The 9,665-nt window shown below is 72.5% G+C and carries 8 protein-coding genes; 3 read left to right on the top strand and 5 right to left on the bottom strand.

The features are described 5' to 3' along the window. Positions 1-78 precede the first annotated feature (78 nt). On the bottom strand, positions 79-987 hold the full coding sequence (locus ACR9ZK_RS18815) for a TatD family hydrolase (protein ID WP_481343487.1): 909 nt from the start codon (positions 985-987) through the stop codon (positions 79-81). Then, a complete protein-coding gene (gene metG / locus ACR9ZK_RS18810) occupies positions 984-2,912 on the bottom strand; it encodes a methionine--tRNA ligase (protein WP_481343486.1) in 1,929 nt (642 codons plus the stop codon). The genes ACR9ZK_RS18815 and metG overlap by 4 nt, the downstream gene beginning before the upstream one ends. 89 nt (positions 2,913-3,001) lie before the next feature. On the opposite strand from metG, the gene ACR9ZK_RS18805 reads away from it, so the two are divergent. After that, positions 3,002-3,433 (top strand): SRPBCC family protein, encoded by a 432-nt coding sequence (locus ACR9ZK_RS18805; RefSeq protein ID WP_481343485.1) that lies wholly within the window; start codon positions 3,002-3,004, stop codon positions 3,431-3,433. Between the two features lie 98 nt (positions 3,434-3,531). Here ACR9ZK_RS18805 and ACR9ZK_RS18800 read toward each other — a convergent pair whose 3' ends face one another. After that, the gene (locus ACR9ZK_RS18800) at positions 3,532-3,960 is read right to left on the bottom strand and encodes an OsmC family protein (protein ID WP_481343484.1); all 429 of its coding nucleotides are present in this window, start codon (positions 3,958-3,960) and stop codon (positions 3,532-3,534) included. Positions 3,961-4,140: 180 nt separating this feature from the next. Next, entirely contained in the window at positions 4,141-4,971 is an 831-nt protein-coding gene (rsmI, locus tag ACR9ZK_RS18795) for a 16S rRNA (cytidine(1402)-2'-O)-methyltransferase (RefSeq protein WP_481343483.1), read from the bottom strand. A 135-nt stretch (positions 4,972-5,106) separates the two neighbouring features. Between rsmI and ppc the strand changes: the two genes are divergently transcribed. After that, complete coding sequence (gene ppc / locus ACR9ZK_RS18790) at positions 5,107-7,944, top strand: phosphoenolpyruvate carboxylase (RefSeq protein WP_481343482.1); 2,838 nt, start codon at positions 5,107-5,109, stop codon at positions 7,942-7,944. A gap of 4 nt (positions 7,945-7,948) precedes the next feature. On the opposite strand, the gene ACR9ZK_RS18785 is transcribed toward ppc, so the two are convergent. Continuing rightward, entirely contained in the window at positions 7,949-8,926 is a 978-nt protein-coding gene (locus ACR9ZK_RS18785) for a helix-turn-helix transcriptional regulator (protein WP_481343481.1), read from the bottom strand. A 61-nt stretch (positions 8,927-8,987) separates the two neighbouring features. Here ACR9ZK_RS18785 and ACR9ZK_RS18780 point away from each other — a divergent pair, with 61 nt between their 5' ends. Then, positions 8,988-9,575, top strand: coding sequence for a DinB family protein (locus ACR9ZK_RS18780; RefSeq protein WP_481343480.1), 588 nt, complete (start codon positions 8,988-8,990; stop codon positions 9,573-9,575). Positions 9,576-9,665: the final 90 nt, after the last annotated feature.

Here is a 9,665-nt window from a genome sequence, read left to right as displayed (position 1 = left end):
ACACTGAACGCCGCCACAGCGCGCTCGGAGGCCACCCGCCGATCAGTCGACTGTCACCAACCTGATGGCCGGGTACAGCTAGGCGGTTCGTCCCGGTCCGGACGCAGCCTCGGCCGCGCCCGCTGTCCCGGCCGGACGCCATGAGCCGTATACCCGCTCGCTGTTCTCCGACACCGCCCGGCACAGCGACGGCACGTCGACGTTGAGCACCCCGGCCATGGCCCGCAGGGTCACCGGGACGAGGTAGGACGCGTTCGTCGCGCCCCGGTGCGGGCTCGGTGCGAGATAGGGCGCGTCGGTCTCGACGAGGAGGTGGTCCAGGGGGGTCGCGGCGAGGGCGTCGCGCAGCCCCCGGGCGTTCTTGAACGTGACGGTGCCGGCGAAGGACAGGTAGTAGCCGCGCTCGACGCACCGCAGCGCCATCGTGAGGTCGCCGGAGAAGCAGTGCAGCACGGTGCGCTCGGGCGCGCCCTCCTCGTCGAGGATGCGCAGGACGTCGTCGTGGGCGTCGCGGTCGTGGATCTGCAGGGCCTTGCCGAGCCGCTTGGCCAGGTCGATGTGCCAGCGGAACCCGTCCTGCTGCACCGGGATGCCCTCGGGGCCGGTGCGGAAGTAGTCGAGCCCGGTCTCGCCGATGGCGCGGACGCGCTCGTGGGCGGCGTGCCGCTCGACCTGTGCATAGGCCTCCTCGAGCCGACCGGCCGCCGCGAGACGCGGAACCTCGTTGGGGTGCAAGGCGATCCCGCCGACCAGCTCGGGGAAACGGTCGATGGCGTCGACGGTGAAGGCGATGCCCTCGAGGTCGCAGCCCACCTGCACCATCCGGGTCACACCGACCGACCTGGCCCAGGCGACCGCCTCTGCGACGTCGAAGGGAGCGTCGCCCTCGCGCGTGATATCGAGGTGGACGTGGTTGTCGACGACGTCGATCGGCAGCGGGTCGGGCCGGTCCGGCAGACCGTGGTGTCCCGACGAGTGCGGGCTCATGCGCCCGCGGCCTCGTCGGCGTCCGGCTCCGCGCCGGACTCGCCGGACTCGCCGGATGCGCCGGACTCGCCGGACTCGACTGACTCGCCGGGCTCGGCGGGCTCGTCGGAATCGGTGGACGCGTCGCCGAGGCGTCCGCGCTCGGCCTCGATCACGGCCTCGGCGTCGAGCTTGGTGAAGACGCCGGTCGGCTTCGCGATCGGCGTTCCCGGCACGACCGGCCTCGACTCCCACCGCGGGGTCGCGGAGTAGTCGCCGGTGATGACGGGGTAGCAGCGGCTGTCGTCGTCGAGGTCGCGCACCATCTCGAGGCGAGGCATCGGCATGAGCTCACCCTCGCCGCCGAGCACCGCGTGGACCCGGTTCGCGGCGTGCGGGAGGAACGGCGCGATGAGCGTGTTGATGTCCGAGACGGCCTGGGTCAGCGTGTGCAGCACCGTGCCGAGCCGCTCGCGCTGGTCATCGCCCTTGAGCTTGAACGGCTCCGTCCTCGAGACGTACGCGTTGGCCTCGCCGACGACGCGCATGACCTCCGCGAGCGCCGCCTTCTGCCGGTGCCGCTCGAGGGAGCCCCCGACGGTCTCGAAGGCACCGCGCACGGTGGCGAGCAGCTCCTCGTCGACGGGCTCGAGCGGGCCGGGCTCCGGGATCTGGCCGAAGCTCTTGGCGACCATCGCGGCGGTGCGGTTGACGAGGTTGCCCCAGCCGGCGACGAGCTCGCTGTTGTTGCGCTGGACGAACTCGGCCCAGCTGAAGTCGGCGTCCTGGTTCTCGGGCCCGGCCGCGCAGATGAAGTACCGGATCGGGTCCGGCCCGTACCGGGCGACGATGTCCTGCACGTAGATGACGTGCTTGCGGCTCGTCGAGAACTGCCTGCCCTCGAGCGTCATGAACTCGGACGCGACGACCTCGGTCGGCAGGTCGAGCTGGCCGTACGGCCCGGGCACGCCGCCCTTGTCACCGTGGCCCGCGTAGGCGAGCAGCTCGGCCGGCCAGATCTGGCTGTGGAAGGTGATGTTGTCCTTGCCCTGGAAGTAGTAGGACACGGCCTCGGGGTCGTTCCACCACTCGCGCCAGCGGTCCTCGTGGCCGGGGCCCAGACGACGCGCCCACTCGATCGAGGCCGAGAGGTAGCCGATGACGGCGTCGAACCAGACGTAGAGGCGCTTGTTCGGGTTGTCCTGCCACCCCGGCAGCGGCACCGGGATGCCCCAGTCGATGTCGCGGGTCATGGCACGCGGCCGGACGTCCTTGAGAAGGTTCTTGCTGAACTTGATGACGTTCGGGCGCCACGTGCCCGACGCCTCCCGGCCGTCGAGCCACTGCCCGAGCGCGTCGGCGAGCGCCGGGAGGTCGAGGAAGAAGTGCTGCGTCTCGACGAACTCGGGCGTCTCACCGTTGATCTTGCTGCGCGGGTCGATGAGCTCGTCGGCGTCGAGCTGGTTGCCGCAGTTGTCGCACTGGTCGCCGCGCGCGTCGGGGAACCCGCAGATCGGGCAGGTGCCCTCGATGTAGCGGTCGGGCAGCGTGCGACCCGTCGAAGGGCTGATCGCCCCCTTCGTCGTCTGCTCGATCATGTAGCCGTTGGCGTGCACCTGCCGGAACAGCTCCTGCACGACGGCGTAGTGGTTGCGCGTCGTCGTGCGGGTGAAGAGGTCGTAGGACAGGCCGAGGTCCGTGAGGTCCTGGGCGATGACCGCGTTGTACTTGTCGACGAGCTCCTGCGGCGTCAGGCCCTCCTCCTCGGCCAGGACGAGGATCGGCGTGCCGTGCTCGTCGGTGCCGGAGACCATGAGCACCTCGTGCCCCGCCATCCGCATGTACCTGCTGAAGACGTCGGAGGGCACGCCGAAACCGGCCACGTGGCCGATGTGGCGCGGGCCGTTGGTGTACGGCCAGGCGACGGCTGACAGGACATGACTCATGCGGTGAATCCTAGGCACCCGCCAGATGGGGCCGCGCCGGTGTCGGAATCCTTCAAGCGCCGACGCGGCCGGGCGGGTATGACGGAGGCATGACTGGACATGTGGCGACGGCACAGGTGACGGTCGACGCGTCACCCGAGCGGACGTGGCAGACCCTGACCGACCCCGAGCGGGTCACGCAGTGGATGGCCGGGACGACGCTGACGACGGACTGGTCGGTGGGCGGACCCATCACCTGGGCGGGTGAGATCGAGGGTCGGGCCTACGAGGACAGGGGCGAGGTGCTCGAGGTCGACGAGCCCCGACGCCTGTCGGTGACCCACTACAGCCCGCTCATGGGCCAGGACGACGTCCCGGAGAACTACCACACGGTGACCTACACCCTCGACGGCGCGGGCGAGGGACCGACGACCGTGTCGCTCGAGCAGGACGGCAACGAGTCGGCCGCGCAGGCCGAGCAGTTCTCGCAGAACTGGCAGTCGATGCTCGAGGGGCTCAAGGCCGTCGCCGAACGAGGCTGACGGGCCGAGACCCTTGGGACACAGCCGAACCGGCGCCACCCGGCAGGGGTGACGCCGGCACGGCTGTGTCGTCGCCCTGGTCGGCCGTGGCCGACGGGTCACTCGGTGAAGTTCACCTCGAGGCTGATCGGCACCGCCTTGAGCGCCTGGCTGACCGGGCACCCCTCCTTGGCGGCCTGGGCGGCCTCCTCGAACTGCTCGGCCGTCAGGCCGGGAACCTTGGCCGTGACGGACAGCTCGATGCCGGTGATGCCGGTGCCGGGCTGGAAGGTGACGGCGGCCTTGGTGTCGATGCTCTCCGGCGGCGTCCCGGCCTTGGCGAGCCCGTTCGACAGCGCCATGGAGTAGCAGGTCGAGTGTGCCGCCGCGATGAGCTCCTCCGGGCTCGTGCGCCCGCCGGGCTGCTCGGCGCGCGAGGCCCACGTGACCTCGTGGGTGCCGAGGTTCGACGACTCGAAGGTGACCTGTCCGGACCCCTCCATGAGCGAGCCCTCCCAGTGCGCGGACGCGTTGCGGATCGTAGCCATCCCTGCTCCTTGCCTCGTGTGTCTGGATGCGGCGCCGGTCGCAGCACCCGCCGGCGCAACGCGCCGCGTCCCGGCCGTGTTCCACCCTGACCCCAGGGCGTCCACCCTTCAAGACCTACCAGCCCGACCCGCCGACCCGTACGACGGGACGCCGGGAGCCGCGGTCGTGGCCGGCATGCCTCAGCCCCGGGACACCGCCGCGTCGTAGAGCACCTTCTTCGACAGGCCGGTTTCGGCGGCCACGACGCCGGCGGCGTCCTTGAGCCGCTCCCCCTGCCGGACGCGTCGGCGGACCTGCTCGACGGCGTCGTCCACCGAGGCGAGGCGTCGATCCGCCCCCGCCACGACGACGGTGATCTCGCCCTTGACCCCCGCCTGTGCCCACTCGACGAGCTCGGCGAGGGTGCCGCGTCGGACCTCCTCGTACGTCTTCGTCAGCTCGCGGCAGACCGCAGCCCGACGGTCGGCCCCGAACGCGTCGCCCATCGCGGCGAGGGTGTCGGCGAGGCGGTGCGGCGCCTCGAAGAAGACGAGCGTCCGGCGTTCCTCGGCCACCTCGGCGAGGGCGCGGGCCCGCTCGCCCGGCTTGCGCGCGAGGAACCCGTCGAAGCAGAACCGGTCGACGGGCAGGCCCGACACGGCGAGCGCCATGAGGACGGCGCTCGGCCCGGGCACGCACGTGACGCGCACCCCCGCCTCGACGGAAGCGGCGACGAGGCGGTAGCCCGGGTCGCTGACGGAGGGCATGCCCGCGTCCGTGACGACGACGACGCGCTCGCCCGCGACGAGCCGTTCGACGAGCTCGGGCGTCCGGCTCGCCTCGTTGTGCTCGTGGTAGCTGAGGACCGTGCCGCGCGGGGTGACGTCGAGCTCGGTGAGCAGCCGCCGCAGCCGCCTCGTGTCCTCGGCGGCCACGACGTCCGCCTCGGCGAGCTCGGCCCCGAGCCGGGGCGCGGCGTCGCGCGGGTCGCCGATGGGGGTGGCCGCGAGGACGAGGGTGCCGGTGCTCATGGCGTCATCCTCGCAGGGCCACCGCCCGGCCACCGGGGACGGCGGGCCGGACGGACGGCGACCCAGGTGTCCAGATTCCGTCCCCCATCGTGGACCGGTAACCATCCGGAAACCTCGACGCGGTACCACTGACGCATGAGCACCCAGGACCGGGCCACCACCGAGCAGCTCCTCGAGGCCGACCGGCGCGAGCCGAACGTCGCGACGTTCGCCGGTGGCGTCTCCTCCGCGCAGCAGCACGCTGCCCTCCGGGCGTCGGTGCGCCAGCTCGGGACGCTCCTCGGCGAGGCGCTCACGCGGCACGAGGGACCCGAGCTGCTCGAGCTCGTCGAGAAGGTCCGTGGTCTGGCCCGCCAGCCCCAGGACGACGAGCTGCGTGCGCTCCTCGAGGGGGTCGACGCACCGACCGCCGTCGTGCTCGCCCGGGCCTTCACCGGTTACTTCCAGCTCGTCAACGTCACCGAGCAGCTGCACCGGTGGCAGGAGCTGAGCGCCGTCGACGAGGGACCGCTCGCCGCGACGGTGCGGCGCATCGGGGAGGCGCTCGAGTCCGGCAGCCTGGAGCGCGAGCAGCTCGACGACGTCCTCGCCCGGCTCGAGTACCGGCCGGTCTTCACGGCCCACCCCACGGAGGCCACCCGGCGGACCGTCCTGAACCTCCTGCGGCGCATCGCGGCCACCGTCACCGAGCTCGAGGACCCGCGCCGCCCGGCCACCGAGAGTGCGCGCACCGAGCGCCGCCTCGCCGAGCTCGTCGACATGCTGTGGCAGACCGACGAGCTGCGCATCGTGCGGCCCGAGCCCACCGACGAGGCGCGCACCGCGATGCACACGCTGCGCTTCCTCGCCGCCCAGGTCGTGCCGGACCTCCTCGGCGAGCTCGACCGCACCCTCGCCGGCATCGGCGTCCAGCTGCCCGCGTCCGCGCGTCCGCTGCGCTTCGGCGCCTGGGCGGGCGGTGACCGCGACGGCAACCCCAACGTGACGCCCGAGGTGACGCTGGAGGTCATCGGCCTGCAGCACGACGTGGGCCTCGAGGAGCTCGTCGACAAGCTCGACCACATGCTCCACGAGCTGTCCTCGTCGACCCGCGTCGTCACGGTCACCGACGCCCTGCGTGAGAGCCTCGAGCGCGACGCCACGGCGCTGCCGGTGACCTACGAGTCGGTCCGACGGCTCAACGCCGAGGAGCCGTACCGGCTCAAGCTGAGCTTCGTGCGGGTCCGCCTGCTGCGGACCCGGGACCGCCTCGCACACGGCACGCCGCACGAGCCCGGCCGCGACTACGCGACCTTCGACGAGCTGCTCGCCGACCTCGTCCTCGTCCGCGAGTCGATGGTCGCGGGCGGTGACACCCTGACCGCCGACGGCGCGATCCTGCGGCTCATCCGAGCGGCGGTCGCCACCGGCACCGGCCTGGCGACCCTCGACGTGCGCGAGCACAGCGACAAGCACCACGCCGCGCTCGCCGAGCTGTACGACCGCCTCGACGAGCTCGACACCCCGTACGGCGAGCTCGACCACGCGGGCCGCATCAAGGTGCTGTCGCGGGAGATGGCCTCGCGCCGCCCGCTCACCGGCGCCGGCACGCACGACCTCGGTGAGGCGGCGACGGCCTCGCTGTCCCTCATGGCCGCGATCGGCCGCGCGCTCGACACGTACGGCGAGGAGTGCATCGAGACCTACATCGTGTCGATGACCCACGACGTCGACGACCTCTTCGCCGTCGTCGTCCTGGCCCGCGAGGCCGGACTCGTCGACACGGGAAGCGAGACGACGGCGGCGACGGCCCGGATCGGCTTCGCGCCCCTGTTCGAGACGGTCGCCGAGCTCGAGGCCGCGGGCCCCCTCCTCGACGCGCTCCTGTCCGACGCGTCCTACCGCCGCGTCGTCGCGGCGCGTGGCGACGTGCAGGAGATCATGCTCGGCTACTCCGACTCGTCCAAGGACGCGGGAATCGCCGCGTCGCAGTGGCAGATCCACCGCGCGCAGCGCGCCCTGCGCGACGTCGCGCGTCGGCACGGCGTCGTGCTGCGGCTCTTCCACGGCCGCGGCGGCTCGGTCGGACGCGGCGGCGGCCCCACGGGCGAGGCCATCCTCTCCCAGCCCTACGGCAGCCTCGACGGACCGATCAAGATCACCGAGCAGGGCGAGGTCATCAGCGACAAGTACACGCTGCCGGGCCTGGCCCGGTTCAACCTCGAGGTGGCCCTCGCCGCGGTGCTCGAGGCGTCGGCCCTGCACCGGCGGTCCCTCCTGCCGCGGGACGTCCTCGACGGCTGGAACGGCACGATGGACGTCGTGGCCGGTCGGGGCCAGGACGCCTACCGCGCGCTCGTGCGCGACCCCGGACTCGTCCCGTTCTTCGTCTCCGCGACGCCCGTCGACGAGCTCGGCAAGATGAACATCGGCTCGCGCCCCTCGAAGCGTCCCGGTGGCGCCGGCGGCCTCGATGACCTGCGCGCCATCCCGTGGGTCTTCGGCTGGACCCAGTCGCGGATCATCCTGCCCGGCTGGTTCGGCGTCGGCTCCGGGCTCGCCGCCGCCCGGGAGGACGGCCGCGAGAGCACGCTGCGCGAGATGTACGGCTCGTGGGCCTTCTTCCGCACCTTCCTGTCCAACGTCCAGATGACGCTGGCCAAGACCGACCTCGACATCGCCGCCGGGTACGTGCGGGCGCTCGTGCCCGAGGACGTCGCCGGCATCTTCGACACGATCCGCGCCGAGCACGCCCGGACGGTCGAGGAGGTGCTGCGGGTCACGGGCCAGAAGGAGCTGCTCGAGTCGGCGCCCGTGCTGCGGCGGACCCTGCAGCTGCGGGACAGCTACCTCGCTCCCCTGCACGCCCTGCAGACCTCGCTGCTCGCGCGGTCGCGTGCCGTGCCCGACGACGCCGAGCCCGACGACGACGTCCAGCGGGCGCTGCTGCTGACCATCAACGGCATCGCGGCCGGCCTGCGCAACACCGGCTGACGCGTCAGCCGGCTGTGCTCCCCGCAGCCCGGAGCAGGCGCTCGGCCTGCTCCCGCATGACGTCCCGCAGCTCGGGCGGGTCGAGCACCGTCATCTCCCACGGGAGCACGGCCAGGTGCATCGCCATCCAGCCGAGGTGGTTGCCGCCGGCCTCGAGGATGCAGTGCGCGCGGCCGTCGGCCGTCACGGTGCCGACCGACGGCGGGATCTGCTCCTCCACCACGGACTTCGACGCATGGATGCGGACGCGGCAGACGTGGTCGTAGGCGCCGCGGGAGATCGACCGACGCACGTGCTCCGCGGCGTCGGGGGCGTCGTCGCGGGGCTTGAAGCGCCAGCCGCGGGCCTCGGGGCCGCTGATCCGGTCGAGCCGGAAGGTGCGCCAGTCCTGCCGGTCGAGGTCGTAGGCGAGCAGGTACCAGCGACGGCCGGTGGCGACGAGGCGGTAGGGCTCGACGGTCCGCTCGCCCGCCCCGCGCGGACCGTCGTAGGCGAACCTGACCCGCTCGGTCTCGCGGCAGGCCCGCGCGAGCACGAGGAGCGTCGACGCGTCGACCGGTGAGGTCGTGCTGTCGAGCGTCACGGTGGCCTCGTGGATGGCCTCGACCTGCGAGCGCAGCCGGCCCGGAAGCACCTGGTCGAGCTTGGCCAGCGTGCGCACGGCGGCCTCGCCGAGGCCCTCGACGGTGCCGCCCGCCGCGAGCCGCAGGCACACGGCGATGGCGACGGCCTCGTCGTCGTCGAGCAGCAGCGGCGGCAGCCGGCGCCCGGCCCCGAGCTGGTAGCCGCCGCCCGCGCCGTGCGCCGCGTTGACGGGATAGCCGAGCTCGCGCAGGCGGTCGACGTCGCGCCGCACGCTGCGGGTCGTCACGCCGAGGCGCTCGGCCAGCTCGGTGCCGCTCCAGACCGGCCGGCTCTGGAGCAGGTCGAGCAGCCGGAGCACGCGGGCGGTCGTGCCGTTGCCGTCGCTCGTCGTGGACATGGTCGGAGTCTGCCATTCACTCAGGACAGTTCCTGTCCTATATGCCTGCGACGATCGAGCCATGACACGGACGACACGCACGACCAGCACGACCATCGACTGGAACGAGACCCTCGTCGAGCAGGCCGACTGGCACTGGAAGAACCAGCTGCGCGCCCGCTTCGAGGGCCTGACCGACGACGAGTACTTCTGGGAGCCGGTCCCGGGCGCCTGGAACGTCCACCGGCGCGGCGAGGGCAGCACCGAGATCCAGGGCGGCAGCGGCGCGATGACGATCGACTGGGCCTACCCCGCCCCCGATCCGACGCCGGTGACGACGATCGCCTGGCGCCTGGCCCACATCGTCGTCGGGGTGCTCGGCGCCCGGGCCCACAACCACTTCGGGGCGCCCGAGGCCGACTACTTCACCTTCGACTACGCCGCGACGGCCGGCCAGGCCCTCGCCCAGCTCGACAGTGCCTACGCCGCCTGGTTCGACGGCGTGCGCAGCTGGGGCGCCGAGGGGCTGACCGAGCCGTGCGGCCCCGCGGAGGGCTTGTTCGCGGACGCGTCGCGCGCCACCCTCGTGCTGCACATCAACCGCGAGCTGATCCACCACGGCGCGGAGATCGCCCTGCTGCGCGACCTCTGGGCCCACCGCACCGCTTGACCCGGCACCCACCGACCCGCACCCTCCGACCGTCACACGGCCTCATCCACCCCCTGTCTCTTATACACATCTGACGCTGCCGACGACGGA

This window comes from Monashia sp. HAY1-5C (assembly GCF_056755255.1).
The sequence above is the reverse complement of the archived record's forward strand: the minus strand, read 5'-3'. Positions and strand labels throughout refer to the sequence as shown.